Origin of the sequence: Cohnella nanjingensis (genome assembly GCF_014212125.1) — a bacterium.
In the GTDB taxonomy this organism is placed as follows: domain Bacteria; phylum Bacillota; class Bacilli; order Paenibacillales; family Paenibacillaceae; genus Cohnella; species Cohnella nanjingensis.
Window position 1 is genome coordinate 78954 of the sequence record NZ_JACJVP010000021.1, and the last position, 26753, is coordinate 105706.

The following is a 26753-nucleotide window of genomic DNA, read 5'->3' on the forward strand; positions in this document are numbered from 1 at the left end:
GCAACGACAGACGCGGAATGAAGGAGCAGCGAGAGATGGCCATGGATACCCAGGCGATAGCCGCGGTCGGCTTTCCCTGTACGGCATGCGGAGGACCGACGAGGTTCGACGCGGACAGCCGGCAGCTGAAGTGCGATTATTGCGGTACCGACCAGGTGATCGCGAATAAGGGAGGCGCCCCGAAGGAGCACGCCCTGCCGGACGGTCCGGAGGACGATGAGGAGGCCGTCTCTACCGATTGGGGCGTCGCCCAGCAAGCGATCCAGTGCGAGCAATGCGGCGGCCGGTCGCTGATCCCGGCTGCGCAGACCGCGACGACTTGCGCATTCTGCGGTTCGCCGAAGGTGCTCGTCCAGAGCGGCGCGCGCGGCATCCGGCCGGAATCGCTCATTCCCTTCCATATCTCCCTGTCGGGAGCCGCGGACCGCTTCATCGCCTGGAAGCGGAAGCGGTGGTTCGTCCCCAACGCCTTCAAGAAAGGCGACATCAACGCCAAGCTGACCGGGATCTACATCCCCTACTGGACCTTCGATGCGAACACGTCGTCATCGTACTCGGCGGAGGTCGGCGTCTATCACTACCGCACCGTGACCAAGACCCGCACCGTGAACGGCAAGACGGAGACGTACACGGATCGCGAGCGCTACACCGTGTGGCATTCGACTAGCGGCTATTATGACCGATCGTTCGACGACGTCCTCATTCCCGCTTCCGGGCAATACGATACCGTGCTGCTGGAGCGCCTGGGCAACTTCGACCTGCAGCAGCTGATTTCGTACAAGCCGGAGTACTTAAGCGGGTTTATCGCCGAACGGTACTCTTTGTCGCGCTCGGACGGCTGGAAGCAGGCAAGAGAACGGATGAGCGAGACGTTGACCAAGGAGATCCGTTCGGAGATCGGCGGCGACGAGATCCGGTCTCTGCGCATCGCCACCGATTACGACGACCGGACCTACAAGCATCTGCTGCTGCCCGTCTGGAACGCCAGCTACAACTACAAGGCCAAACCCTACCGCTACATGGTCAACGGCCAGACCGGCCTCGTCTCGGGACGCGTGCCGCGCAGCGCGCTCAAGATCACGCTGTTCGTGCTGGCCTGCGTGGCGATCGTACTGGCCGCGCTCCTGCTCTACGTCTCGTATGACGGTTCTACGCCGAGCTGATCGGACGAAACGGGGACTTCCCATCAAACGCAAATACGGGTTCCGGGCGAGAAGGCCGGAACCCGTATATTCATGTGGCGGAAGCCGCTCCTCTCGTGCGGCAATTCACCCGATGGCAAGCTAGAGCCGCAGCAGACGGTCATAGTCGTCCGGATTCAGGGCGCACTGCTGTCAGAGGAGAGACCGCCAACCGCCTCCCCTCTCCGCCTTACTCCAGCGCCTTCAGCCCGATGACGGCGCCGACGACCAGCACGAGGAAGAAAATGCGCAGCGGCTGGCGCGACTCCCCGTAGAAGACCATGCCGAGCACCGTCGCTCCGATCGTGCCGATCGCCGTCCAGACGGCGTACGCCGTGCCCATGGAGAGCGACTTCATCGCGATGGTGAGCAGAATGAAGCTGACGGCGAACCCGCCGAGCATCATGGTCCAGGAAGCCGCGTTGCGGCGCCGGTTCAATCGGTTGAGGCCGAGGACGCCGACGACTTCGCCCATGCCGGCGAAGATGAGTATGATCCATGCCATCGTCACTCCGCCTCCTTCGCAGGGGCGTGCCCCGTGGTCATCTTCAATCCGGCGATTCCGATCACCAGGATGATGACTAGCGCAAGCTTGCCCGCATCGAGCTCAACGCCGAAGAAGATGGATTCGCCCAGCACGGTGCCGGCCGCGCCGATCCCCGTGAAGACGGCATAGACGGTGCCGACCGGCAGAGCGCTGGATACGTACAGCAGCGTTGCAAAGCTAAAGGCGATCGCCAAAACGGTCAACGCCCACTCCCAGACATTGTCCGCGTGCTTCAAGCCGGAGACCCATCCGATCTCGCTCAATCCCGCGACCCACAACAACAACCAATAACGATTCATGATGATGACCCCCTACGGTTAAGGATGTCCCAATCTACGGAAGGTTCACGGCCGGGCCGGAAAAAACGGCTTCGCCGTCCCCGGAAGAGGGCGAGCCCGTTGTCCAGGCGAGTTCCTGCGACTAGGGCGGTACGACTTTCCCATGCCGAAGGAAGCGCAAAAAAATGCCCGGGAGCATCGGCATGTTCGGCGATCCACCAACTTCGTCGTTGATGGAGACCGAACATCCTGATACTCCCGGGCTTTTATCCCTCCGTGACGCCTCCCGCTTAACGGGACCGCGCGTTCTCCCTTGGACCAGACCGGCGATTGGAGGCGCCGCGGAACCCTAGAGAACGAATCCCCTACATCTTAGTCCGAATTGACACCTCATGTCAAGTGTCAACTTCAACCGCGGCGGCTGCGCCGTGGCGGCAAGCCGGGATCCACCGGCTTCGCTGCCGCAGGCGCCGGCAGCGCGAGAGACTCGCCGGCAGCGGCGGTCTCGCTGGCGGCGGTCCCGTCTCCGCCCGTCGCGACAGCCCGGTCTTCTTCGCGTGCGGCAAGCGTCCCGGCCGCCTCCGCTTCCTCGGCCGCCGCGGCGATCTCGTCCCGCGCGCCCGTCAGGCCGGCGCCCCGCGCGCCGCGAAGCCTGGCTCCCGCGCGCTGCAGCCCTTGCCACAGCGAGGCCGAGCGCGGCGCCGCCACGTACTCGGCGTCTTCGTCCGGCGCCAGGATGAGCCCCAGCTGGTAGTGCTCCCCCGCATACCGCGCCCGCTGCGCGAACTTCACGTGCCCTTCCCGGTTCAGCACCTCCAGCTTGCAGAACGCCGACTGAAGCTGCAGGGCCGCATGCAGCTGCTCCTTGTTGCGGACCGGCATGCCGTTCACCTTCGTCACGATCTCGCCCGCTTGCAGCTGCATCTCCGCGGCCGGCGTCCCCGGCAGAACGGCGAGCAGCGTCACGCCCCGGCCGTTCTGCACGTAGACCGGCTGACGGCCCCGCTCGCGGAAGCGCCCGCGCAGGAGCAGCCCTTCATGGCACGCAAACGCGGCGATCGCGGCCGCAACCGTCAGCGGCGGCCAGAAGGCCGCTCCGGCCGCCAGGGCGGCGACGATCGCGCCGTACGCGACGAGCCCGCGCGCCGTATCGCGCGCCTTGTCCTCCGGCCAGCGCGTCTCCGTCCGGTCGCTGAAGCCGATGAGCACGGGGAACGCGGCCAGCGTCCAGCCCGCCGCCGCGGCAGCGCCTCCCGCGCCGTCCAGGCCGAAGAGCGGCGTCCACGGAAGCGACAGCCCCGCGCCGTTCGCGGCGGGAATGAGCCAGAGCAGCGGAACGGGCCAGACGCCGGAGATCGAATAGGCGCCCACGGGTTTGCCGCGCTTCCCTTCGAGGAACAGCGGCGTCGCATAGCGGGCGCCCTGCATCCGAACCAGAATCCCTTCGGCGATATGCAGCAATCCGGCCAGGAACAGCAAGGCCGGCACGTCGATCCCCCCCACCACCCGGACGGCTTGGCCCAACGTCTCATTCGAAGTCGTATCCAGGCTTGTCCAAGACAATACGGCCTGCACGATCCCAAGCGCCCCTGCCGCATAAGCCAAGCAGATGTAGCGCAGCCGGAAAATCGCGAGCACGAGGGTCGCCGCCCACACGCAGATCAACGTATCCGGCGTCAGATTCGCCCCTGCGGCCAACCCCAGCAGAGACATCGCCGCGCCGACCGCAAGTCCCGCGGCCGTCTTGCCCAGCGCCATCGTCAGGCTGCCGCGCAGCCTGACGTGAAACAATTGGCGCTGAAGAACGACCTGCTGGCGGCTGTGCCACCAGACAATCAGCAGCGCTATATAGAAATACGGCAGCGTGAACAACCCGGCCAGGGCCTGCCCCGCTGCCCGCAACCAATCGAGTCCAAGCTCCATGTCAACGGTCACACCTTCCACGCCTAGTCAAAACGGTTTCGCCATCCTTGGAATAGGGTGAGACGTTTTCTTCTTCCGACCTATTCGACGGACGCGCGCCGAAATCCTGCCGCCGATGTCCGTCCAGCCCGCTAGCTTCCCGATGCCGCGGCCGCGGCTTGAAGCGCGCGCGCTTGCGCTTCCTTCCATTGCGAGTCGTGGTCCGGGTCCCGCACCGCCTCGAACGAGGCCGCTTCCAGCCGTTCCGCCGTCGCATCGTCCGCGATGCCCGTCTCCGGCAGCCCTGCCGCGCGTTGGAACCGCGCGACCGCGTCGCGCGTGCCTTCGCTATAATAGCCGTCCTCCCGGTCCGCCGGGCATCCCGCGCCCGCTAGCAGCAGCTGCAGGTTGCGGACGTCTTCGCCGGTCTGATCCGGCTTCAAATCCTGGCCGCGCGGCAGCCTCGTCGCGGCGAAGTAGTCCGGCTGCGCCACCGCCGCGTCGGGCTTCACGCCCTGGCGGTCGATCGACGTCCCGTCCGGCAGCAGCCATTTGGACACCGTCAGCTTCATCAAGCTCCCGTCGCCGAGCTCTTCGTAGCTGATCTGCACCGTTCCCTTGCCGTAGGTGGTCTCCCCGACGAGCGTCGCGCCGATCGTCTGCCGGAGCGCGCCGGCCAGAATCTCCGCCGCGCTGGCCGTGCCCTTGTCGATCAGGACGACGATGGGGTACGGCTTGCCCGCGCCGGGGTCTCCCTTCGCCGTCTCCGGCTGTTGCACGCCGTCCGCGGACGCATAGACGACGACCGTCTTGCCTTTCGGCACGAACAAGGACGCCACGTCCAGCACGGACGTCAGCACGCCGCCCGGATTGTGCCGGACGTCCAGCACGAGCGCCTTCATCCCGCCGGCTTCCAGCTTCGCGAGCTCTTGCGACACCCGGTCCGCCGTGTCGAACGTGAACGAGCTGATCCATAGTTTGCCTACGCCGTCCGGGCCGAGCTCGCTCCCGACGGTCTTGTAGTCGAGCTGTTCCCTCACGAGCTCCAGATGAAGCAGCCCATCGGCGCCGGGCCGGCGCACGATCAGCTTGGCTTTGGTGCCTTTGGGACCGCGGACTTTGGCGATCGCTTCCCCGAGGCTCAGTCCGCGCAGCGACTGACCGTTCACGGAGACCAGCACGTCCTTCGTCTGCAGCCCCGCGCGCTCGGCGGGCGAGTCCTTCATCAAGTCCGTGACGACGAACTCGTCCCCGTCCTGATCCAGCTTCGCGCCGATGCCGCTGAACGTCCCGCGCAGCTTGTCTGTGTATTTGTCGGCTTCCTTGCTCGGGATATAGTCCGAATACGGATCGCCGATCGCCGCCACCATGCCCTTAATCGCGCCGTCCAGCAATCTGTCCCGATTCATCGGCTGAAGCGATTTATTCTCGATGAGCTCCAACGCCTTGTTCAGCTTAGCCAGCTCGGTCGGGCTCAAGCGGCGCCCCTCTCCCGTGTTCGGAGCAGGCGGCGCGCCGGAAGGCGCATGCCCCGCTTCCGCTTCCGCTCCCGAGAAAAGTCGAAGCGAGCCCTCCTTCGTCATGCTCATCGCGCCGATGGTCAACGCGCAAGCGACGACCGCCGCTCCCGCCATCAGCCCTAGTACCGTTCGACCCCGCAACAGCACCGGTCTTCCTCCTCTTGGATCCAAACCCTTGTCTGCATCTCTACTAACTTATGATCGGACTTCCAGCTTTATCCTTCCGCCTCCGCACGCGGCACTGCCACCGCGCCGGGCATGCCGTCAGCCGCTGTCCGGCATCAAAGCCAAACAGCCGCCCGCCTCCCCGGTTCGGATCGACGCGGGGGTGGCTGCAACGGCTGTCTGACAAGGATCGTTCGGTTACTTCAGATAGGGCGCCGGGTTGACCGGTTCGCCGTCCTTCCGTACTTCAAAGTGCAGATGATACCCCGTCGCGGTGCCGGTCATGCCGACGAGACCGATCTTCTCGCCGCGCTTCACCGTCTCGCCCTTCTTGACGAGTATGCCGCCCGGCTTCAAGTGGCCGTAGAGCGTCCACAGGCCGCCGCCGTGGTTGATGATGATGCAGTTGCCGTATCCGCTCCACGACTGGGCGACGATGACGACGCCGGATTCCGCCGCGTAGACCGACGTTCCGTTCGGCGCGGCCATGTCCATTCCCGTGTGGAGCTTGTTCTTCTGCCCGGTGACCGGATGCGTCCGGTAGCCGAACGGAGAGGAGATGCGGTAATCGATCTTGAGCGGAACGCCGAGCTTGCCGCCCTTGTAGTAATTCTTCAACGCGTTCTTCTGTTCGAGCAGCTTGGAATACTTCTTCCCGAACTCCATGAGCGCCGCTTCGGCTTCCTCGCTGATGTCCTCGGTCTCTTGGATCTCCTTGCTGAGACTGGCGACGAGGACTTCTTTGTCCTTCTCCTTCGACTCCAGCTCGGCTTTGCGGTTCGCCATCTCCTTGTAGAGCGACTTGACGCTGCTCAGGTCCGTCTCGACCTGCGCCTTCTTGTTCTCGACCAGCGTCTTGTAGGACTTGGTCTGCTCGAGCACGTCCTTGTCCTGCTCCATGATCGACTGCAGCGACTGGAACCGGTTCAGGAAGTCGCTGAAGCTAGTCGAGCTGAGCAGCACGTCCATATAGGAGACGGCGCCGTTCGTATAGAGCAGTCGGATTCGTTTCTTCAGCAGCTCGTCGCGGTGCGCCCGGGCGTTCTCCGCCTTCTCGAGCTCGGCCGTCGTCTTGAGGAGCTTCGTCTCCGCGGCGTCGATCTTGCCCTGCGTCGTATCGAGATCGTCTCCGGCCTTCTGAATCTGCACCATCAACTGGTTGATGTCCGCTTTGGTGGCCTGCTTCTGCGCGGTGAGATGCGTATTCTTCTTCTCGGCTTCCTTCTTGCTCTTGGCCGCGGCGTTCATCTGATCTTGAATCTGCTTCAGCTCTCGTTCAATCTTCTGAAGACTGGTCTCCGCATAGCTGTCGTAAGGATGAAGAATGAATACCAAGCCCACCAGCATGGCCGACAGGGCCAACAATTTCTTCTTCACGGCTGTCCTCCTTCAAATGGATCAAGGGCGACGGGCGACTAGACTTTCAAGTATTTGCGGACGGATACGACGCTTCCCCAGACGCCGAGCAACGTGCCCAGAATGAGCAGCGTGCCGCCGACGAGCCAGCCGACTTCCTGCAGGTCGGCCAATTGGATCAGCATCAGACCCAAATCGTATTGCGCGGTCTTAATCAGCTTGGAGTAGCCATAGAGCAGCAGCGCGGTCGTGATGGCCGAGCCCCCTGCCCCGATGAGCACGCCTTCGATGAAGAACGGCCAGCGGATAAAGTTGTTCGTGGCGCCGACCAGCTTCATGATGCCGATCTCCCGGCGCCGGGCCAGGATGGTCATCTTGATCGTCGTGGAGATGAGGAACATCGCCATGATGGCGAGACCCGCGACGATGACGAGGCCGATGTTGCGGACGGCGTTGGTGATGCGGAACAGCTTCTCGACGGTGCCCTGTCCGTATTTGACGCCGAGTATCGGCTTCGAGGCGTCGGTCTCGTTAATCGCCTTGATCTGCTTGGAGACGTAGGCGACCTGCTGCGGGTCGAACAATTCGACGTCGTACGCGTCCGGCAGCGGATTGTCTTCCTTCTCGTAGCCGTCGAGCGCGCTGCGCGCATCCTCGTCCAAGCCTTCCCGGAGACGATTGAGGCCTTCCTCCTTGGAGATGAAGGTGACCTTCTTCACTTCGGGAATCCGGCCGATCAGGCGCTGCACCTCTTCGACCTTGGACGGATTCGTCCCCGTCTGGAGGAAGACGCTGATCTGGACCTGGCTGTCGAACTGGTCCGCCAGCTTGTTCACGTTCAAGGCAAGAAGCATGAATACGCCGAGTACAAATAGGGAGACGACGATCGAGCCCATGGACGCGAACGACATCCAGCCGTTGCGGAACACGTTCTTGCCACCTTCGCGGATATGGCGCACGAGGGTGCTAAACTTCATAGCCGTATTCCCCTCTCTGCTCATCCCGGACAATCGCGCCCCGCTCGATGGCGATGACGCGCTTGCGCAGATTGTTGACGATATCTTTGTTGTGGGTGGCCATGACGATGGTCGTGCCCCGGAAGTTGATCTCCTCCAGCAGCTTCATAATGCCCCAAGACGTCTCCGGGTCGAGGTTGCCGGTCGGCTCGTCCGCCACGATGACGGAAGGGCTGTTCACGATCGCGCGGGCGATGGCGACGCGCTGCTGCTCGCCCCCGGAGAGCTGGGCCGGCAAGCTGGCCGCCTTGTGCTTCAGGCCGACCAGGTCGAGCACCTCCATCGTCCGCTTGCGGATCTGCCGCTTGGGCGACTCGATGACCTCCATCGCAAAAGCGACGTTCTCGTACACGGATAATTTGGGGAGGAGGCGGAAATCTTGGAATACGACGCCGATATTTCGGCGCACGTACGGAATTTTGCGTTGCTTCAGCTTGCCTATATTGAATCCGTTGACGGAGAGCTGCCCCTTGGTGGGCACTTCCTCGCGGTAGATCAGCTTCATGAACGTCGACTTGCCTGCGCCCGAAGGGCCGACGACATAGACGAATTCGTTCCGGTCGATGACGACGCTTACGCCCTGCAGCGCCGGCGTTCCGTCGGGATAGGTCTTCCATATGTCGTGCATTTCGATCATGCGGTCACTTCCTGTCGGACTGATTCTGTATTTTGGAGTAAACACGGCTTCAAGCTTGGACTTTAGGTACTTCGACATCATGCAATAAAATCCTTTATTTGTCGATCTTTCTCCGCATCTTTCTCCGGCGTGTCGAAACCCGGGAGGCTTTATGGGGCTTGAGCTTTAGGAAATTTTTAAGAAATTTCTAATCTGTTGGAAAACGTTCCGTCGGTTCGTTACGTCTAGAATATGGAAGCCGCTTTTGGATCTGGATGGAAATGGGATGGAGGTTGTCCGATGAGAAAAGCGTGGAGGTGGGCCGCAGTCATCGTCGTCGCCATGGGTCTCGGGGTCGGAGCGGCTAGCGGGTACGCGTTCAGCCAGGACGCGGATCGACGGTTGCCCGATGGACTGACGGTAGGCGGGTTGGCGGTAGGCGGCTTGGGGGCGGAGGAAGCGATCGCGGAGGTGCGGGCGCGGGCGGAAGCGCTGGCGGGCGCGCGCGTCTCGCTCGGCGGCGGGACGCAGTCGGAAGGCGCGGGAAAGGAAGCGGCCGACGGCGCGTTCGCGCTGCGCGAGCTCGGCATGTCGGTCGAAGTGTCGGAGGCGGTCCGCGACTTCGAGAAGTACCGGGACGCCGGCTGGTGGACCAAGGGGAAGATCAAGCGCCAACTCAAACCGTCCTATCCCGCGGTCGTCACCTGGAACGAGGAGACGTTCGCGGACCAAGCCGAGGCCCGCTGGGCGAGCGGCGCAGAGACCGCGCCCAAGAACGCCGTACGGACCATCAACGAACGGGACGAAGTGGTCTATACGCCCGAAGTGGCCGGCACCGCGCTGGACACGGCCGCGCTGTTCGAAGAGGTGAAGCGGCGCGCGCCCCGCTCCCTGGCGGATGTCGGAGGGGCGGCGGACGGCAGCGTACGCGCGCTCGGCGTTGGCCTGCCGCTCGTCAAGATCGTTCCCGAGGTGACGGTCGCGTCCCTCCGGGAGGAAGGTCTCGCGCGCAAGATCGTCGAGTTCACGACGGCGTTCACGACGAGCGGCGAGGGCCGATCGCACAACGTCACCGCGGCGGCGCTAGCGCTTAACGATACGCTGCTGAAGCCGGGAGACGAATTCTCCTACGGGGACATCGTCGCGAAGGCGGAGAAGGCGTACGGGTACAAGGAGGCGCCGGTCATCGTCAAAGGGAAGCTGACGCCCGGCATCGGCGGCGGCATCTGTCAGGTGTCCAGCACGCTTTACAACGCGATCATCCGCGCGTCCGGCATCGAGATCGTCGAGCGCCGGAACCACTCCCTGCCCGTCAGCTACCTCCCCGTGGGCCTGGATGCGACGTTCGCGGACGGCTATATCGACTTCCGGTTCCGCAACGCGACCGGGAAGCTGCTCCTCATCAAGACGGTCGTCGAAGGCAAGAAATTGACCGTCAAGCTGTTCGGCACGATGGATGAGCGCGTCCGCTACGATCTGAGCACGGAGCAAGTGAAGGTGCTCGAACCGAAGCTGTCGTACGTGCGCGACGAAGGCGTCGCCCTCGGCGGGACGAAGGTGCTGGAGCAAGGGGCAGCCGGCGTCGTCATCGACACGTACCGGCTCAAATACGTCGACGGCAAGCTAACCGCCCGCGACAAGCTGAATCGCTCCACCTACCGCGCGCAGAACCAGGTGCTCGCCGTGAACCCGGCCGATCCGCGCCTCGCGCCGCCGGAAGGCAAGGGTGCGCCGTCTCCGTCGCCGGATGGCGATGGCGGCAAGGGTACGCCGGTCGAGCCGGTGTGACGAGACGGCGGAAGGACGGCGACTACGGCTAGGACGCGAAGGCGGAGCCGGTGCGATGGTCGGCGAAGGCGCCTTGGCTAAGGTGTAACGGTGAAGCTGGGGTGACGTAATTCTGCCGCCCCTTCGGAAGGCTGGCGAATCAAAGCCGGATGACGAGCAAGAGGATCCCGCAGCCGCGACGTACGCGGACTTGGGATCCTCTTTTGGTTGTGTTCATTGCGAGACGCTATTGGGGTTGCGGCGGATGCGCCGACTTCACTTAACGGCTCTTCGCTTCGTACTCGGACGTCCATGCCTGCGTCCGTGTCAGCTCGGCCTCGGCGCGGGCGATCGCGTCCGACACTTGGTTCGTCGCGGTGCCGCCGTAGACGTTGCGCGCGTTGACGACGGTCGCCGGTTGGAGCACTTCGTAGATCCGGTCGTCGAACAGCGCGGAGAATTGCTTGAATTCGTCCAGCGTCAGATCGAGCAGGAACTTGTTCTGCTGGATGCAGTACAGCACCGTCTTGCCGATGACTTCATGCGCCTGGCGGAACGGCAGCCCTTTGTTCACGAGGAAGTCGGCGATGTCGGTCGCGTTCGAGAAGTCCTGGTCGACGGCGCGGCGCATGCGCTCCTTGCGCACCTTCATCGTCTCGATCATCGGCGCGAACAGCTGAAGCGCGCCCTGGAGCGTCTTGACGGTGTCGAACATGCCTTCCTTGTCTTCCTGCATGTCCTTGTTGTAAGCGAGCGGCAGCGACTTCAGTACCGTCAAGAGGCCGACGAGGTTGCCGTAGACGCGGCCCGTCTTGCCGCGGACGAGCTCCGGTACGTCCGGATTCTTCTTCTGCGGCATGATGCTCGAGCCGGTGCAGAACGCGTCGTCCAGCTCGACGAATTGGAACTCCGTGCTCGACCACAGGACGAGCTCCTCGCTGAGACGCGACAAGTGCGTCATGATGAGCGAGGCGCCCGCCAGAAACTCGACGATGAAGTCGCGGTCGCTGACGGCATCCAGGCTGTTCTCGTAGACGCGGCCGAAGTTCAGCAGCTTCGCCGTGTACAGCCGGTCGATCGCGAACGTCGTGCCGGCCAGCGCGCCCGCGCCGAGCGGCAGCGCGTCGATGCGCTTGTAACTGTCCTGCAGGCGCTCGATGTCGCGGCCGAACATGGACACGTATGCCATCAGGTGATGCGCGAACAGGATCGGCTGCGCCCGCTGCAGATGCGTATAGCCCGGCACGATCGTATCGAGGTTCGCCTTCGCCTGCGTGATCAGCGCGTTTTGCAATTTGGACAGCAGATCCACAAATTCCACGACGCGTTTACGCAGGTACAAGTGCATATCCGTCGCGACCTGGTCGTTGCGGCTCCGTCCCGTATGCAGCTTGCCGCCGACCGGTCCGATCTCGTCGATGAGCGCCTTCTCGATGTTCATGTGAATGTCTTCGTCGGCGATCGCGAATTCCTGTTCGCCCCGCTGGATGCGATTGCGAACCTTCAGCAGGCCTTCCTTGATCTTCTCGACGTCGTCCGCCGGCAAGATGCCGCAGTGTCCCAGCATCGCGACGTGCGCCAGACTGCCTTGGATGTCTTCCTCGGCCAACTCCTTGTCGAACGTGATCGACGCCGTATATTCCTCAACCAATTGGTCGGTCTTCTTCGTGAACCGTCCGCCCCACAGCTTGCTCATGCCTGCGTTTGCCCCTTTCGTCATGTGCTTATTCGAGTTCGCTTGCTTGCGAGCCGGATCGGTTCGCTCCGACCGGCTTCCGAATCTCCGATCGCGGTGCCTCTTGCTTCGCAACGGCTGATTTGCGATCTTCATGTTGGGAATAAGCTGTAAAAGTACATCTTATTTTCCGCCAACACGCCCATTTGAGCCTTTTAGTTGCAAAAGTACAACTAATTTCATGAATTCTCGCGGTATCGATGATTTTTCAGGAATCTAGTTGTACGAATGCAACTAAATCGGGTAAAACGCGACTTGGACCCCAAAAGCTGGCTTGGATCGGCAGTTGCGGACCTGCCTGCCCGGTCGTCGGCTTGGCTTGGATCGGCAGTTGCGGACCTGCCTACCCGGTCATCGGCCGGCTCGGACTGCAGCAGCGAACCTGCCCGGTCGTCGGTTGGCTCGGACCGGCAGTTGCGGACCTGCCTACCCGGTCATCGGTCGGCTTGGATCGGCAGTTGCGGACCTGCCTACCCGGTCATCGGTCGGCTCGGATCGGCTGTTGCGGACCTGCCTACCCGGTCATCGATCGGCTCGGATCGGCTGTTGCGGACCTGCCTGCCTGCCCAGTCACCGGTCGGCTCGGATCGGCAACAGCGGCCCCACCGCCCGGCCCAAACGGCAAAAACGGGAGCCCCGAAGGCGCCCGGCGCCCGCGGTGCTCCCTGCCGGCCTTCGCCGGCCGGCGCCGGCGTCGCCTTGGAGGCCGCAATCTTCCTCCCCGCCTCCCGCTCCCGCCTTAGTTCAAGCCGGAAGCGCCATTGACGCCGGACGATACCTTGAGACGCAGCGCATTCAGGCGGATGAAGCCGGTCGCGTCGCCTTGGTCGTACGCTTGGGTCGGGTCCGCTTCCATCGTCGCGATGTGCGGGTTGTACAGGCTGACCGGGCTCTTGAGGCCGGCGGCCAGGATGTTGCCCTTGTACAGCTTCAGACGCACGGTACCCGTGACGTTCTTCTGCGACTCGTTCACGAGGGCTTGGATGGCCAGGCGCTCCGGCGCGAACCAGAAGCCGTTGTACACGAGCGAGCTGTACTTGGAGATGAGCGAATCCCGCAGGTGCATGACGTCTCGATCCATCGTCAGCGACTCCATCTTGCGGTGCGCGGCGAACAGGATGCTGCCGCCCGGCGTCTCGTACACGCCGCGGCTCTTCATGCCGACGAAGCGGTTCTCGACCATGTCGACGCGGCCGATGCCGTGCTTGCCGCCCAGCTCGTTCAGCTTGTTCATGATGCCGAGCGGGGTGAGGCGCTCGCCGCCCACCGCCACGCAGTCGCCGGCTTCGAAGTCGAGCTCGACGTACTCGGCGGTGTCGGGCGCCTGCTCCGGAGAGACGCTCAGCACGTACATGTCCTGCACGTCGTCCGCGCTCGAGTCGAACCACGGATCTTCGAGCATGCCGCTCTCGAAGCTGATGTGCAGCAAGTTGCGGTCCATCGAATACGGCTTCGCCGCGGAAGCTTGGACGTTGATGCCGTGCTTCTCGGCGTAGGCGATCATCTCGGCGCGGCCCGGGAACGCGGCCCGGAACGCTTCGTCGCGCCACGGCGCGATGACCTTGATGTCCGGCGCGAGCGCGGCGGCCGTCAGCTCGAAGCGCACTTGGTCGTTGCCTTTGCCGGTCGCGCCGTGCGCGATGGCGGTCGCGCCTTCGGCGCGGGCGATCTCGACCATGCGCTTCGCGATCAGCGGACGCGCGATGGACGTGCCGAGCAGATATTGCCCTTCATAGAGCGCGCCGGCTTGGAACATCGGGAAGATAAAGTCCTTCGCGAACTCGTCCTGCAGGTCGTCGATGTACACTTTGGAGGCGCCGGTCTTGATCGCTTTCTCTTCGAGGCCTTCCAGCTCCTCCCGCTGTCCGATGTCGGCGGTGAAGGTGATAATCTCGGCGTCGTAGGTCTCCTTCAGCCACGTCAGGATAACGGACGTATCGAGGCCGCCGGAATAGGCGAGTACGATTTTTTCTTTAGCCATGATGGGGATAACGCTCCTCTATTCGAAAAATAGTTACATGATGGCGGCCATGATCGCTTTCTGCGCGTGCAGACGATTCTCGGCCTCGTCGAAGACGACGGAGTGCGGGCCGTCGATGACGCCCTCGCTCACTTCCTCGCCGCGATGCGCGGGCAGGCAGTGCATGAAGAGGTAGTCGCCCTTCGCGTGCCCCGCGAGCTGCTCGTTCACTTGGTAGTCCTTGAAGGCGCGCTCGCGCTCCTTCTGCTCTTCCTCGAAGCCCATGCTCGCCCAGACGTCGGTATAGATGACGTCCGCGCCTTCGGCCGCTTCGCGGGCGTCGCGCAAGATGTCCACCTTGCCGCCGAATTCGTTCGCGAACTCGCGCGCCAAGCGCACTTGCTCGGCGTCCGGCTCGTAGCCTTCCGGGGACGCGCTCGCGAAGTGCATGCCCAGCTTGCTAGCCCCGATCATCAGCGAATGCACCATGTTGTTGCCGTCGCCGATGTAGGCGATCTTGAGGCCTTCCAGTTTACCCTTCTTCTCCAGGATCGTCTGGTAGTCGGCAAGCGCCTGGCAAGGATGGGACTGGTCGGACAAAGCGTTGATGACCGGTACGGTCGCGGACCGGGCGAGCTCGACGACGTTGCGGTGGCCGAACGTCCGGATGATGATGCCGTCCAGGTAGCGGGACATCGTCTGCGCCGTATCGCGGATCGTCTCCCCGCGGCCCATCTGAATGTCGTTTTTGCTGAGGAACAATGCTTGGCCGCCCAACTGATACATGCCGACTTCAAAGGAAATCCGCGTGCGGGTGGACGATTTCTCGAAGATCATGCCGAGCGATTTGCCTTTCAGGGGCTGATAGATCTCTCCGGACTTCTGCTTGCGCTTCAGCTCGATCGCAAGGTCGAGCAAGTAGCGAATCTCATCGGGATGGTAGTCAACGAGTCCGAGAAAATCCCGGCCTTTAAGCTGCAAGGCAAGCTCCTCCACGTTCGCGGTCGGTTGCAAGGCAGTCCCTCCTATTCTTAAGGCGTAACGGTCTTCGCCGCCGCCTGTTCGGTTAATACGGCGGCAATCAGGCTCACCGCTTGGTCGATGTCTTCATGGGTGACGAGGAGGCTCGGCAGCAGACGGATGACCGTAGGTCCCGCCGTGACGACGAGCAGGCCGCGGCGATGCAGCTCGGCGACCAGGTCCGCCACGGGACCCGTGCACTGAATGCCGACGAGCAGGCCTTTGCCGCGAATCTCGGTCACGTTCGGCAGCCCGCCGAGCGCCTCCTCCAGCTTGCCCATGAGGTATTCGCCGGCTTCGGCCGCGCGGCCCGGGGCGTCCAGCTTCAGCATCGTCTCGATCGTAGCGGCGACGGCCGCCATGGCGATCGGCGTGCCGCCGAACGTCGAAGCGTGCGCGCCCGCGACGAAGGCGGGGACGAGCTTGGCTTTGCCGAGCATCGCGCCGACCGGGAAGCCGCTGCCGATGCCCTTGGCGAGCGTGAAGATGTCCGGCTCGACGCCGTAGTGCTGGTGAGCGAACAGCTTGCCCGTGCGGCCCATGCCGGTCTGGATCTCGTCGAGGATGAGGAGCAGGCCGTGACGGTCGCACAGCTCGCGTACGCCGCGCAGGAAGCCGGGATCGACGACGATGACGCCGCCTTCGGCCTGCACAAGCTCGAGCATGATCGCCGCCGTACGGTCGTTGACCGCCGCTTCGAGCGCAGGCAGATCATGCAGCGGGACGTGGACGAAGCCCTCCGGCAGCGGGAGGAAGCCTTCCTTCACCTTGTCCTGGCCGGTCGCCGTCAGCGTGGCGATCGTGCGGCCGTGGAACGACTGGTTGAAGGTGATCACTTCGTAGCGGCCGTTGCCGAGCACCTTCTGGTGGTAGCGGCGGGCCAGCTTAATGGCGGCTTCGTTCGCTTCCGCGCCGCTGTTGCAGAAGAAGACGGCGTCGGCGCCGCTGTTATCGACGAGCAGCTTGGCCGCTTTCTCCTGGTTCGGATTGCTGAAAAGGTTGGACATGTGCCACAGTTCGCCCAGCTGCGCGACGATCGCGTCCTTCACTTCGTCCGGCGCGTGGCCGAGACCGGTCACCGCCAGACCGCCCATGAAGTCCAGGTACTCCTTGCCTTGGTCGTCCCACAGACGGCTGCCTTTGCCCTTCACGAGCGTAATCGGGTATCTCGCATAAGTAGGGAACAAGCTGCTCATTCTACCCACTCCTTCTCCTCGGATCCGCCAATGGCGGGGTGGTGCTTGGCGCTTCAAATGCTCACCCGCCCATGCAGGTTGGAGCTAGATGCTGCTAGGTTCGTCCGCCAATGGCGAATAGTGCCGGTTGTGGCTAGGTTCCGTCTGCTAACGGCGGATAAAGTCGGATGTTGCTAAGTTCGACCGCCGACGGCGGAATGATGCCGGGGCTCGGAAAGGAACGCTACGCCCGCAGGATTCGCGTGCCGATGCCGCCTTCCCGCACCGCGCGGCTCAGCACGCGGGGCGCGGATCCGTCCACGATGAGCACTTCTTGCACGTTGCCGTGGAGGCACGCCATCGCCGCGCGCACCTTCGGGATCATGCCGCCGTAGATCTCGCCGCTCGCGATCATCTCTTCGATGTCCGCAAACGTGACTTGCGGCAGAACCCGTTTCTCGCCGTCTACGGTCCGCATAATGCCGGGCACGTCCGTCACGACGATCATCGTGTCGACGCCGAGATGCGAAGCGACCGCGCCCGCCGCCGTGTCGGCGTTGATGTTGTACCGCTGGCCCGCCGCGTCGATGCCGATCGGGGCGATGACCGGCAGATAGCCGAGCGCCACGACGCCTTCGATCAGCGCGGCGTTGACGCCGGTGACGTCGCCGACGAGGCCGACCTCATGCGCGTTCGCCACGGGCTGCGCCTCGATCAAGCGTCCGTCCGTACCCGAGAGCCCGAGCGAGCGGGAGCCGCTGCGCTGCAGCTTGCGCACGATCTCTTTGTTGATGCGGCCGGCGAGCACCATCTCTACGACGTCGAGCGTCGCTTCGTCGGTGACGCGCAGGCCGTTCAGGAACTTGCTCTCGATACCCAGCTTGCCGAGCGTCTCGTTAATGGCGGGACCGCCGCCGTGCACGATGACCGGCTGGACGCCGCTCTCCTGCAGTTCCCTCAAGTCTTGGAAAAAAGCGTCCGGCAGCGCAGCCAGCGTGCTGCCGCCGCACTTCATCACGAATCGGTTTGTCGTCGCCATGCCCGCTCCCTCCTAGGTCCGGTAAGCGGCGTTGATCCGCACGTAATCGTACGTTAGATCGCAGCCCCACGCGAGCGAACGCCCGCTGCCCATATGGAGGTTGACGTTGATGGCGACCGTGTCGCCCTTCAAATAAGCGAGCGCGACCTCTTCGTCGAACGGAATCGGCCGGGATTGCTCCAGCACGAGGATGTCGCCGAGGCGGACGTCGACCGTGTTCACGTTGACCGGCACGCCCGCGCGCCCGACGGCGGCGATGATGCGTCCCCAGTTCGCGTCCGCGCCGAACGCGGCGGACTTCACGAGACTCGAACCGATGATGGTCTTGGCGATCGCTTGCGCGGCTTCGTCGCTCTCCGCGCCCTCCACGGTCGTCTCGATCAGCTTCGTCGCGCCTTCGCCGTCGCGCGCGATCGCCTTCGCGAGCTCTTGGCATACGTAGCGCAGGCCTTCGGCGAACGCTTCCCAATCCGCGTGGCCGCGGTTCAGTTCCCGATTGCCTGCAAGGCCGCTCGCCATGGCGACGAGCATGTCGTTCGTGCTCGTGTCGCCGTCGACGGTGATCATGTTGAACGTCAGGTTCGTCACTTCGCGCAGAAGCGATTGAAGCTCCGCCGCGCCGATGGCGGCATCCGTCGTGACGAAGCCGAGCATCGTCGCCATATTCGGATGGATCATGCCCGAGCCCTTGGCCGCGCCCGCGATCGTCACGGCCTGGCCGTCGATCGCGAGCCGCACGCAAGCGGTTTTCTTGACGAGGTCGGTCGTCAGAATCGCCTGGCAGAAATCATCCGAGCCGTCGGCGTCGGCTTTCAGCCGCCCCGGCAACCGTTCGATGCCCGCGGATACGCGGTCCATCTTCAGCAGTTCGCCGATGACGCCCGTCGAGGCGACGGCCACTTGGTGCTTCGGCACGCCGATCGCTTCGGCCAGCTGCGCGCGCATCGCAAGCGCGTCCCGGTCGCCCTGCTCGCCCGTGCAAGCGTTGGCGTTGCCGCTGTTCACGAGGATCGCCCGCAGCGCCCCCTCTTCGGCCAGGCTCTCGCGCGTTACCTGCAGCGGAGCCGCCTGGAACAAATTCGTCGTGTAGACCGCCGCCGCCGCTGCCGGCACCTCGCAGACGATCGCGCCCAGATCGTGGCGATCCGTTTTCTTCAGACCGCAATGCAGTCCGCCTGCTGTAAAGCCCTTGGGCGTCGTCACGCCGCCTTCGGGCACGATGTCATACCGCTTCCCCATGGTCAATCCGTTCCCCCGTTTCCCCTGCCGCATAGATAGATTCGATCAAGGATAGACCGGGACGAATTCGAGACCCAGCGTCTCTTCCCAGCCCATCATCAAGTTCAAGTTCTGAATCGCCTGTCCGGATGCGCCCTTCACGAGGTTGTCGATGACCGACACGACCGTGAGGCGCCCCGTCCGCTCGTCCGCCAGCACGCCGATGTCGCAGTAGTTCGAGCCGTACACTTCCTTCGTCGCCGGCCACGTGCCGGCCTGCCGGACGCGGACGAACTTGCGCCCTTCATAGAACTGCCGATACAGCTCGACGAAGTCGGCGGTGGTGCGGCCGCGGTCCGTGAGCGAGGCGTACATCGTGCTCATGATGCCGCGGGTCATCGGAACGAGATGCGTCGTGAAGGACGTCGTCACCGGACGGCCCGCCGCACGCGCGAGCACCTGCTCAATCTCCGGCGTATGCTGATGCTGGTGAATCTTGTAGGCTTTGAAATTCTCGTTCACTTCGGCGTAATGCGAGCTTATATTCAAGCCCCGGCCGGCGCCCGAGACGCCGGTCTTGGCATCGACGATGATCGTGTCCGGGTCGATCCAGCCCGCCTTCACGGCCGGGTATAGCCCGAGCGTCGTCGCCGTCGGGAAGCAGCCCGGATTGGAGATGAAGTCCTGGCCCGCCGCTTCGTCGCCGAATAGCTCGCACATGCCGTATACCGCGCGGTCCAGCTCGGCTTGCGCGGGCGCTTCCTTCTTGTACCACTGGGCGTACGTCTCTCTCGACTTCAACCGGAAGTCCCCGGACAGGTCGATGATCTTCAGCCCCGCCGCGAGAAAGTCGCCGGCCAGCTTCGTGCTGACGCCGTGCGGGGTGGCGAAGAAGACGACGTCGGCCTTGCCGGCGATGAGCGCGGGATCGACCGCGTCCAGCGTGTCGGTGCGGATCTCCGTCAGATGCGGATAACCCGCCGCAAAGGGCTCCCCCGCGTTCGATGAGGAAACGACCGAAGTGACGGTCACGCGCGGATGGGCGGCCAACAGACGAATGAGTTCGACGCCGCCGTAGCCGGTAGAGCCGATGATAGCGGCGCGTACGAGGGAAGAAGATGACATAAGGACGCTCCTCTGCGATAAAATATCGATTGCACCGCCCCTTCGGGAGCGATGCGTGTCCGCAAATCAAGATTGCAAGTCAATGCGTCATTAAAAATGGCAAACTATCCCCATTGTACCGAATTCCGGCGGGGATGTCTAAAGCCATTCGGCATACTGTTTCCGCTGTTTCTCGATGTGAATCATTATACATCCGAATGATTATTTATTCAATGGATGATCGTGAAATCCTTCGCCCAACACCTCGGCCGCGCTCGTGATGATGACGAAGGCGCCGGGGTCCGCTTCGCGCACGAGCGCCTTCAGCCGGGACACCTCGTTCTGGCCGACGACCGTCAGGAGCACCGGGCGATGCTCGCCGGTATAGCCGCCCTCTCCCTGCAGCTTGGTCAGTCCGCGGTCCAAGTCGATGAGCACCGCTTGGCTGACCTTGTCGGGCTGCGTGGTCACGATAAAGGCCGCCTTCGACGTCTGCAGGCCGGATTGGACGACGTCGATCGTCTTGCTGGTAACGAACAGGCCGATCAGGGCGTACAGGGCGTTCTCCGGGGAGATGAGGATGCCGGCGGAGAGAATGACGAGACCGTCCAGGGTCGCGACGGCGATGCCGAGCGTAAGGCCCGTCAACCGATGGATGATCTGCGCTGCGACGTCTAGCCCGCCGGTGGAGGCGCGTCCGCGGAAGACGAGGCCGAGGCCGATCCCGACGCCCAGGCCGCCGTAGATGGCCGCGAGCAGCGGGTTCTGCGTGGGCGGCGTCCAGTGGGCGGTGAGCAGGACGAAGAGCGGCAGCACGACGGAGCCGACGGCGGTCTTGATGCCGAAGCGGCTGCCGAAGAAGAAGATGCCGGCGATGAAGAGCGGGATGTTGAGCACCCATTGGGTGTAAGCCGGCGGGATGTTCAGCATCGCGTTCACGATGACGGAGATGCCGGACACGCCGCCGGAGGCGATCTTGTTCGGCAGGAGGAACATGTTGAAGCTGAACGCGACCATAAACGCTCCGACGATCAGGAGGAGGACCGAGGCCGTCTCCTGGAACGCGCGGGAGCGCGGCTTGCGGCGGCGCTTGTTGGGGCGCGGCTCGGATGGCAGCTGCACGCCGCGGGGGGGATTGGACGAATTGGACACGATGACGACTTCCCTTCAGATACGCATAATCCAGAAATGAATGGGGCGTGAAACGTATATTGCCGCAGGACCAAGAAAAAACGGCTTCGCCATGCGGAAAAGAAGGCGAAGCCGTCGTCGGCGAGAACGGTTCGTCGCTAGTTAGGATGCGAGGACGGAACCGATCCGAATGGACAAGTAAAAACGGCTTGGCCGTCTTCCCAAGCGGCGACACGTGTTTATCGGAGACGTATCAGAAAAGCAGGCGCGAAACTTATCCTTTCTGATACGCTCAAAAAAGTTCCTACACTTCATAGTGTAAGAACTTGTGGTTCATGCTATGCAAATGCGATTCGGTAGATAAGCGGGATTCGGGAGAGCGGCGTTATCGCGTTTAGATAAACGAAGGGCTTCATCGGCGTCTGTCTGTTCACGCGGCGCCGGGTACCGGATACGGCTCTCCCGTTCCCACTGGTCTACGTCGGGCGCTTAAGCCGACGGATCCTGCTTGATCTGGCTGCGCAGATAGCCGTCGATGAACGGGTCGAGGTCGCCGTCCATAACCGCTTGCACGTTGCCGGTCTCCACACTGGTACGATGGTCCTTCACCATGCTGTACGGATGAAAGACGTAGGAGCGGATCTGGCTGCCCCATGCGATGTCAAGCTGTTCGCCGCGGATCGCCGCCAACTCGGCCTGCTGCTCCTGGATCTTCTTCTCGTACAGCTTGGATTGGAGCATCTTCATCGCGCGGTCGCGGTTCGAGATCTGCGAACGCTCGGTCTGGCAGGCCACGACAATGCCGGTCGGCAAGTGCGTGAGCCGGATCGCGGAATCGGTCTTGTTGATGTGCTGACCGCCGGCGCCGCTCGCGCGGTACGTATCGACGCGGAGATCCTCCGGCCGAATCTCGATCTGAATGTCGTCCGGAATCTCCGGCACGACGTCGCAGGAGACGAACGACGTATGACGGCGTCCCGAGGCGTCGAACGGCGAGATGCGTACGAGGCGGTGAACGCCTTTCTCGGCCTTCAGATAGCCGTAGGCATTGTAGCCGCGGACCATGATCGTGACGCTCTTGATGCCGGCTTCGTCGCCCGGCAGGTAGTCCAGCAGCTCGACTTTGAAGCCCTTCTTCTCCGCCCAGCGCGTGTACATCCGGTAGAGCATGGAGGCCCAATCTTGCGACTCGGTCCCGCCCGCGCCGGGATGCAGCTCGAGAATGGCGTGAGATTTGTCGTAAGGCTGGTTAAGCAGCAGTTGGAGCTCAAAGCCGTCTACCTTCCCGGTCAGCGCTTTGACGCTGGTCTCCCACTCCGCTTCCATCTCTTCGTCGGTCTCTTCTTCGAGGATCTCGAGCATGCCTTCCAGATCCTCTTGCTCCGAGGAGAGCTGCTGGTACTGCTCGACGACGCTCCGAATCGCGTTCAGCTCGGCGATGACGCCTTGCGCTTTGTCGTTGTCGTCCCAGAAGTCGGGGGCGCTCATCTTCTCTTCGAAGTTCGCGATCATCTCTAACTTCAGATCTAAGTCAAAGAGACCCCCTAAGGTACTGTAGTCGCTTCGCGGTCTCGCGAAGGTCTTGCTTGTAGGCTGCATCGTTGATGGCCATCATTCATCACCTCATGGGAAAGTTCGTCGCTGCACGACATGCGAAACGGTGCTTCCGCCCGGCGAACCGACGGAAAAGCACCGCTTCCGCGTCATGGTCAGTCTATGCGACCATGGCACATTTTGTATTTCTTGCCGCTGCCGCATGGGCACGGGTCATTGCGTCCGATACGCTGCTCCTGCTTCGCGGGACGCTTCGGGCCTTGCTCGGCCTTGGTGTCGACCGCTTGGCCTTCGGCGACCGCTTCACGCTTCACGTTGCTCTCGACCTGCGCCTTCATGATGTAGAGCGTGATCTCTTCCTCGATCCGCTCGACCATGCTCAGGAACATGTTGTGGCCTTCGAACTGATACTCGCGGAGCGGATCGTTGCCGCCATAGGCGCGAAGATGGATGCCCTGACGCAGTTGGTCCATCGCGTCGATGTGATCCATCCACTTGCTGTCGACGGCGCGGAGGACGACGACCTTCTCGAACTCGCGCATCGTCTCGACGCCGATCTGCTCTTCGCGTTCGTCGTATACCTTCTCGATCTTGCCGAGCAGCAGCCGGGCGATCTCTTCTTTCTCCTTGCCCCATACTTCGTCCTTCTCGACCGTGTCTTCCGGCAGGAACGTCGCATGCGCATAGGTCACGAGACCTTCGAGATCCCAATCTTCCGGCACGTCGTCCCCCGGGCAGTGCTTGTCGACCGCGCGCTCGACGACGGACTTGATCATGCCGGATACGATGTCGCGGATGTTCTCGGCATTCAGAATCTGGCGGCGATCCCCGTAGATCTTCTCCCGCTGCAAGTTGATGACGTCGTCGTATTGGAGCACGACGCGGCGGGCGTCGAAGTTGCTGCCTTCGACCCGCTTCTGCGCGGATTCGATCGCTCGGCTGATGAGCTTGCTCTCGATCGGGGAATCTTCGTCGAAGCCGAGACGTTCCATCATTCCCATGATATTATCCGCGCCGAAGCGGCGCATCAATTCATCTTCCATGGATAGGTAGAACTGCGAGGAGCCCGGATCGCCCTGACGGCCTGCCCGGCCGCGCAGCTGGTTGTCGATCCGACGGCTCTCATGCCGCTCGGTACCGATAATGTGGAGGCCGCCCAGGTCGGGCACGCCTTCGCCCAACAGGATGTCCGTACCGCGACCCGCCATATTCGTAGCGATCGTCACGGTGCCCCGTTGGCCGGCGCTCGAGATGATCGTCGCTTCTTCGGCATGGTACTTGGCGTTCAGGACCTGGTGCTTGATGCCTTTCTTCTTCAGCATCTCGGACACGCGCTCGGAATTCTCAATGGAGACGGTACCGACCAGCACGGGCTGGCCCGTCTGATGACGGGTCACGATCTCCTCGACGACGGCGCGGAACTTGCCGTTCTCCGACTTGTACACGACATCCGGCATGTCGTTGCGGATGTTCAGGCGGTTCGTCGGGACTTGAATGACCTCAAGGCCGTAGATGCGCTTGAACTCCTCTTCCTCCGTCTTCGCCGTACCGGTCATGCCGGCCAGCTTGCGGTACATGCGGAAGTAGTTCTGGAAGGTGATCGTCGCCAGCGTCATGCTCTCGTTCTGGACTTCGAGGCCTTCCTTCGCTTCGATCGCCTGGTGCAGCCCGTCGCTGTAGCGGCGGCCCGACATCAGACGGCCGGTGAATTCGTCGACGATGATGACTTCGTCTTCCTGCACGACGTAGTCTACGTCGCGCCTCATAATATAACGCGCGCGAAGCGCTTGGTTCACATGGTGGTTCAGCAGCACATGCTCATGCGAGAACAGGTTGTCGATGTTGAAGGCTTCCTCGGCCTTCGACACCCCTTGCTCCGTCAGTACGATCGATCGCATCTTCACGTCGATCGTATAGTCTTCGGTCTCCGAGAGACGGCTCGCGAAGCGATCCGCGGCATAGTACAGCTGCGTCGACTTCTGAGCTTGTCCGGAGATGATGAGCGGCGTACGCGCTTCGTCGATCAGGATCGAGTCGACTTCGTCGATGATGGCGTATTGCAGCGGACGTTGAACCATCTGCTCCTTGTAGAGCACCATGTTGTCGCGCAGATAGTCGAACCCGAACTCGTTGTTCGTGCCGTAAGTAATGTCGCAGGCATAGGCGTGCTGCTTGTCCTCGTGGGACAGTCCGTTCAGGTTGCACCCGACCGTCATGCCGAGGAACTCGTAGACTTGACCCATGAGCTGGCTATCGCGCTGCGCCAGGTAATCGTTGACCGTGACGACGTGCACTCCCTTGCCGGACAGCGCGTTGAGGTACACGGCGAGCGTGCCGACGAGCGTCTTGCCTTCCCCGGTCTTCATCTCCGAGATCTTGCCTTGATGGAGCACCATACCGCCGATGAGCTGCACGTCGAAGTGGCGCATCTTCAGGACGCGCTTCGCGGCTTCGCGGACGACGGCGAACGCTTCCGGCAGCAGGTCGTCCAGTTCTTCGCCTTTCTCCAGGCGGCCCCGGAACTCCTCCGTCTTCGCGCGAAGCTGTTCGTCGCTAAGTCCCGATACGGACGACTCCAGCGCGTTGATCTGCTCCACCGTCTTGGCGAGCCTTTTCACTTCGCGTTCGTTGGCGTCTCCGAATATCTTTTTAACCAATCCGAGCATGTTTGGACCCCTTCCTTATGCGGGTATGGCCGTATCTACTTATTTTAACAGCTTGAAGATATGGGGGCAAGGAACGCCGCGAGGCGCGGCTATTAATAAACCCCGGCAATATCTGCCGGGGCATCCAATTGTTAAGTTTTAGTTGTCCGACTCGATCAGCCCGTAGGTACCGTCCGTGCGGCGGTAGACTACGTTGACTTCCTTCGTGGCGGAGTTCGCAAAGACGTAAAACGTATGTCCGACGAGGTTCATCTGCAAGATCGCTTCATCGACGTCCATGGGCTTGAACTTGAACCGCTTCGTACGCACGAGCTCGAAATCCTCTTCCTCGTCCACCAGCAGCGCCGCTGCCGTATGTCCCGCCGATCCGGCGTCTTCCCTGAACATGACCTTGGAGGAGTTCAGGTGCTTCAGCTTCTTGTTCATCTTCGTCTTGTGCTTGCGAATTTGGCGTTCCAGTTTGTCCACTACGAGATCGATCGACGCATACATGTCGCCGCTCTTCTCTTCCGCCCTCAGCATGAAGTTCGGGAGAGGGATCGTGACCTCGACGGCATGCCGGCCCTTGGTGACGCTGAGGGTGACATGGACATCGGATTGGGGAGGCGCTTCAAAATACCGTTCCAGCCGACTGAGCTTCTTCTCGACGTAATCCCGAAGAGCGTTCGTCACTTCCATGCGCTGACCACGAACATTGTATTTCATATGCTGAAACCTCCTTTGCTGACTCCATTTTAACACAGTCCGAGGAGGCGTTTCAAAACATTCCGAAAATAAATGAGAATTTTCTGTTAACTTGTCTGATCAAGCGCCGAGGTGCAGCGCTCTTAGGTATGGAACCGGGTAAAACTGCCTATTCGAATAGCACCTGATCAATCCGATTGACCATCTCCGGATGAAGGGTGCAATCCACTTTACGCGCGAACAATAGCCCCGAACCCAGCATCTTCTCCTCGTGGGAAGGATCCAGCACCGATGCATTCAAGGTGAATTGGCCCGTTTGATCCATGACGATGTATCTTAGATTGTGCTTGAAGTGCGGAAATGCCCCGCCGCTGTTCATCATGACGGTTTGGAAATACGTCTCATCCGACATCAGGCAGTAGCGATAGTAGTCTGCCATCCGTCGAGGCTGGGAATCGGTCACCAGGTATTCGCAGAAGCTTCTGGTTAGCATGAACCATCCGGACCCGAAATGGGATTCCATACCCGGAAAACTTTCGGCAAACATCGGTTTCTCTTCGCCCCGGACAAGGTTCCCCGCTTCGTCTTGCGTGTATGTGAACCTCTCTGTCGCATAGCGATGCCCCTTAGGCTCATCGAGGACATGTAAATAGTTGCTTGGATTGACTCTTAGATATTCCTTGATATACGCTTGGGATTTCAGCGGATAGTCCACGCCTGATAAGTTAATGAAGTAATCCCAAGCATGATTGGACAATAAATCGGTTATGGCTTGCAGTTGAATCTCCACTTGCGTCCAGGTTCCCCATGTAATGTCGCGCGGATCCATGACGGTGATATTGCCAAAATTCGCGAATGCCTGCTCAACCGTTTGCTTATAAGAATCCCCAGCCTTGACGTCGATATGAAGGAGATAGACATTCCAGGGATCGTAGATCGCATTGATCGTTCTAAACAGCTGCGACATATTCTGGTGTGCCATGATAAAGTACGCTATCTTCATATGCTTTGCACCTCTTCTCTTTCTCAGCCGAATCCTCCAAGGGGAATAATAAAAAAGCCTCGGATCTCTCCGAGGCGGGGTGGCCGGCAAATCGTTACTAGGTAACCAGTATCTCT

Annotated in this window: 21 protein-coding genes and 1 riboswitch; of the genes, 2 read left to right on the plus strand and 19 right to left on the minus strand. The window is 62.0% G+C overall.

Annotated elements, in window-relative coordinates; all coding sequences use genetic code 11:
• Window positions 1-35 precede the first annotated feature (35 nt).
• Window positions 36-1163: a TFIIB-type zinc ribbon-containing protein gene (locus H7C19_RS12400; protein ID WP_185142964.1), complete on the plus strand. Its 1128-nt coding sequence runs from the start codon at window positions 36-38 to the stop codon at window positions 1161-1163.
• A gap of 208 nt (window positions 1164-1371) precedes the next feature.
• Here the strand turns inward: H7C19_RS12400 and H7C19_RS12405 are convergent, their stop codons facing one another.
• From H7C19_RS12405 to ftsE, 7 genes are all read right to left on the minus strand, one after another.
• Window positions 1372-1686, minus strand: a complete 315-nt coding sequence (locus H7C19_RS12405) for a DMT family transporter (RefSeq protein WP_185142965.1) — start codon at window positions 1684-1686, stop codon at window positions 1372-1374.
• 2 nt (window positions 1687-1688) lie between these two features.
• Complete coding sequence (locus H7C19_RS12410) at window positions 1689-2027, minus strand: DMT family transporter (protein ID WP_185142966.1); 339 nt, start codon at window positions 2025-2027, stop codon at window positions 1689-1691.
• A gap of 232 nt (window positions 2028-2259) precedes the next feature.
• A riboswitch (guanidine-I (ykkC/yxkD leader) is annotated at window positions 2260-2370 on the minus strand.
• A gap of 44 nt (window positions 2371-2414) precedes the next feature.
• The gene (locus H7C19_RS35215) at window positions 2415-3941 is read right to left on the minus strand and encodes a PDZ domain-containing protein (RefSeq protein WP_185142967.1); all 1527 of its coding nucleotides are present in this window, start codon (window positions 3939-3941) and stop codon (window positions 2415-2417) included.
• Window positions 3942-4060: 119 nt separating this feature from the next.
• Window positions 4061-5575, minus strand: a complete 1515-nt coding sequence (locus tag H7C19_RS12420; RefSeq protein WP_185142968.1) for a S41 family peptidase — start codon at window positions 5573-5575, stop codon at window positions 4061-4063.
• 216 nt (window positions 5576-5791) lie between these two features.
• Window positions 5792-6970, minus strand: coding sequence for a murein hydrolase activator EnvC family protein (locus H7C19_RS12425; protein ID WP_185142969.1), 1179 nt, complete (start codon window positions 6968-6970; stop codon window positions 5792-5794).
• A 38-nt stretch (window positions 6971-7008) separates the two neighbouring features.
• Window positions 7009-7926, minus strand: a complete 918-nt coding sequence (ftsX, locus tag H7C19_RS12430) for a permease-like cell division protein FtsX (RefSeq protein WP_185142970.1) — start codon at window positions 7924-7926, stop codon at window positions 7009-7011.
• Window positions 7916-8602, minus strand: coding sequence for a cell division ATP-binding protein FtsE (gene ftsE, locus H7C19_RS12435; protein ID WP_185142971.1), 687 nt, complete (start codon window positions 8600-8602; stop codon window positions 7916-7918). The genes ftsX and ftsE overlap by 11 nt, the downstream gene beginning before the upstream one ends.
• A gap of 279 nt (window positions 8603-8881) precedes the next feature.
• Here ftsE and H7C19_RS12440 point away from each other — a divergent pair, with 279 nt between their 5' ends.
• The gene (locus tag H7C19_RS12440) at window positions 8882-10369 is read left to right on the plus strand and encodes a VanW family protein (RefSeq protein WP_185142972.1); all 1488 of its coding nucleotides are present in this window, start codon (window positions 8882-8884) and stop codon (window positions 10367-10369) included.
• 259 nt (window positions 10370-10628) lie between these two features.
• Here H7C19_RS12440 and argH read toward each other — a convergent pair whose 3' ends face one another.
• The 12 genes from argH to H7C19_RS12500 all read right to left on the minus strand — a co-directional run bounded on the left by argH (window position 10629) and on the right by H7C19_RS12500 (window position 26637).
• Window positions 10629-12044 (minus strand): argininosuccinate lyase, encoded by a 1416-nt coding sequence (argH, locus tag H7C19_RS12445; protein ID WP_185142973.1) that lies wholly within the window; start codon window positions 12042-12044, stop codon window positions 10629-10631.
• Window positions 12045-12822: 778 nt separating this feature from the next.
• The gene (locus H7C19_RS12450) at window positions 12823-14064 is read right to left on the minus strand and encodes an argininosuccinate synthase (RefSeq protein ID WP_185142974.1); all 1242 of its coding nucleotides are present in this window, start codon (window positions 14062-14064) and stop codon (window positions 12823-12825) included.
• Between the two features lie 33 nt (window positions 14065-14097).
• Window positions 14098-15057, minus strand: coding sequence for an ornithine carbamoyltransferase (argF, locus tag H7C19_RS12455; RefSeq protein ID WP_185142975.1), 960 nt, complete (start codon window positions 15055-15057; stop codon window positions 14098-14100).
• A 17-nt stretch (window positions 15058-15074) separates the two neighbouring features.
• Window positions 15075-16259 (minus strand): acetylornithine transaminase, encoded by a 1185-nt coding sequence (argD, locus tag H7C19_RS12460; RefSeq protein ID WP_185142976.1) that lies wholly within the window; start codon window positions 16257-16259, stop codon window positions 15075-15077.
• Between the two features lie 223 nt (window positions 16260-16482).
• Window positions 16483-17277 (minus strand): acetylglutamate kinase, encoded by a 795-nt coding sequence (argB, locus tag H7C19_RS12465; protein ID WP_185142977.1) that lies wholly within the window; start codon window positions 17275-17277, stop codon window positions 16483-16485.
• A 12-nt stretch (window positions 17278-17289) separates the two neighbouring features.
• Complete coding sequence (argJ, locus tag H7C19_RS12470) at window positions 17290-18516, minus strand: bifunctional glutamate N-acetyltransferase/amino-acid acetyltransferase ArgJ (RefSeq protein WP_185142978.1); 1227 nt, start codon at window positions 18514-18516, stop codon at window positions 17290-17292.
• Between the two features lie 45 nt (window positions 18517-18561).
• Entirely contained in the window at window positions 18562-19620 is a 1059-nt protein-coding gene (gene argC, locus H7C19_RS12475) for an N-acetyl-gamma-glutamyl-phosphate reductase (RefSeq protein ID WP_185142979.1), read from the minus strand.
• Between the two features lie 201 nt (window positions 19621-19821).
• Window positions 19822-20751, minus strand: coding sequence for a YitT family protein (locus tag H7C19_RS12480; protein WP_313731595.1), 930 nt, complete (start codon window positions 20749-20751; stop codon window positions 19822-19824).
• A 468-nt stretch (window positions 20752-21219) separates the two neighbouring features.
• Window positions 21220-22345 (minus strand): peptide chain release factor 2 gene (prfB, locus tag H7C19_RS12485; RefSeq protein WP_246469461.1). Its coding sequence is split into 2 segments (ribosomal slippage): window positions 21220-22263 and window positions 22265-22345, totalling 1125 coding nucleotides; the frame shifts between segments, so codons are not numbered across the junction.
• A 94-nt stretch (window positions 22346-22439) separates the two neighbouring features.
• Entirely contained in the window at window positions 22440-24950 is a 2511-nt protein-coding gene (gene secA, locus H7C19_RS12490) for a preprotein translocase subunit SecA (RefSeq protein WP_185142981.1), read from the minus strand.
• 138 nt (window positions 24951-25088) lie between these two features.
• Window positions 25089-25655, minus strand: coding sequence for a ribosome hibernation-promoting factor, HPF/YfiA family (gene hpf / locus H7C19_RS12495; RefSeq protein ID WP_185142982.1), 567 nt, complete (start codon window positions 25653-25655; stop codon window positions 25089-25091).
• Window positions 25656-25803: 148 nt separating this feature from the next.
• Window positions 25804-26637 carry a beta-1,6-N-acetylglucosaminyltransferase gene (locus H7C19_RS12500; RefSeq protein WP_185142983.1) on the minus strand — a complete coding sequence of 278 codons (834 nt, stop codon included), beginning with the start codon at window positions 26635-26637 and terminating at the stop codon, window positions 25804-25806.
• Window positions 26638-26753 lie beyond the last annotated feature (116 nt).